Raw genomic sequence first — 1,575 nt, forward strand, 5'->3', positions numbered from 1 at the left:
TCACCGACCTCCCAGTCGCGCTCCCGGCGCTTGGTGGGATTTCCCCCATCCCTGGGGGTCAAAGCATCCGGTACTCGCAAACGAGCAGACAGGGTGCCGTCTTTGGCTTGAGTCAGGGCACACAGCTGGCAGCCATGGGACTCGTCTTTACTACCCACGATAAAAAACTGTGATTGCCGGGCATCCTGCCAGTCCTGTTGCCGGGAACACTCACCGTCCCTATGGTGAAGAAGCTCTTCAGTCAGTCCTGGTTTTCATCACTGATGAAACTCCGGCACCAGGCGCCCCTTCATCGCCGGCAAATATTTCTTACCCATCATCACTCTTCATACTCTTCTTCATAGGCACAGTACTGCCCCACATTCTCACCTACCGATGAAATAACCCGGAAAGGCACCCGCTCGTTGCTGTCGGCCTCGGTGATACCAACCACGGTGATACGGTGCACCAGCTCATCGCCATAATCGAAGAGATAGAGAAACTCCTGCTGTTCGGCAAAGCCCAGATCCCGAATCTCAGTGGCCGATGCGGATTTGGTGGGCTGGCTGAAACCGAAGCTGGACACCAGGTGCTCACCATCCGGTGAACCGGAGTATTCATTGTCCCGGTCCCTATATTCGTTTGAGGTGTAGAACGAGAACATATGGTCATTGTCCCAGTCGAAGGCATACTGAATTTTCAGATGCAGATCGTACAGGGTCTCTTTGCCGGACAGCTCGAAAGTCCGGATAACGTCGTGTTCAAATTCGAAGTAAGGATGGCCAATCAGCTCCACTTGCATTTGATAGCACAGGGGGGGCTGGCTGATGATCGCTTTCAGCTCGTCCAGACTATTGGCCATTTTGGCCGCTCGCTGAATTTCATACGCCTTGTCAAAATCCAGAAAACAGCACTTCTTGTATTTCTTGCCACTGCCGCATGGGCAGGGTTCGTTGCGGTTGAGTTTAAGCATCGCGTTGACGGCTCCTCATGGGCTAAGGGCTCCTCATGGGCTAAGGGCTCCTCATGGGCTAAGGGCTCCTGATTGGCTAACGGCTCCTGATTATTTGAAGATTCCGTTACAGTTGCATTTGCTCTGGCAGTCAGCACCATTAAAACCAGTGTGCCAAACGCTGAAGTCGCCAATGTCCGTTTTGATCGGAGCGGCACCAGGTTACTTTCTCCCAGTTTAAGCCTGGATTCTGCCAGCTTGCGTTGTGTGTATGCCAGCTCACATTCCTTTTCTTCCAGCTCCCTTTTGTCCGCAGTGGATAGCGCCGATAGATCAAACACATAACATGCCCGATCAAAGATCGCTTTCTGACCTTTATGGTGAGCTAATGAGAAAATCCAATAACCGTTACGGCAGAAAACAGGGCTCATGGGCAATCAGCTCAAAGCACGGCTCTACATCCTGATCATAAAAGACTTCGTGCCACTTATCGGTGTGCCGCATATAAGACAGCGTATAGGTGTTATTACCGCTGTAGGTCATTCTGGCAAACTTCCGTTCAAAAAACGGGCTGATGGCATTGGGAGAGGGACAGTGGTAAGTGGCGCAGAAATAGAAAAAACTGCCATGCCATTTGGTAAAGA

At 51.5% G+C, this 1,575-nt stretch carries 2 protein-coding genes; both read right to left on the reverse strand.

The features are described 5' to 3' along the window. Positions 1 to 319 precede the first annotated feature (319 nt). Positions 320 to 952, reverse strand: a complete 633-nt coding sequence (locus KDK15_RS06385; protein WP_257294533.1) for an SEC-C metal-binding domain-containing protein — start codon at positions 950 to 952, stop codon at positions 320 to 322. A gap of 387 nt (positions 953 to 1,339) precedes the next feature. Continuing rightward, positions 1,340 to 1,575: hypothetical protein (locus KDK15_RS06390; RefSeq protein WP_257294534.1), on the reverse strand; the 236-nt coding region annotated here is incomplete at its 5' end.

Origin of the sequence: Endozoicomonas sp. YOMI1 (assembly GCF_024606345.1) — a bacterium.
In the GTDB taxonomy this organism is placed as follows: domain Bacteria; phylum Pseudomonadota; class Gammaproteobacteria; order Pseudomonadales; family Endozoicomonadaceae; genus Endozoicomonas.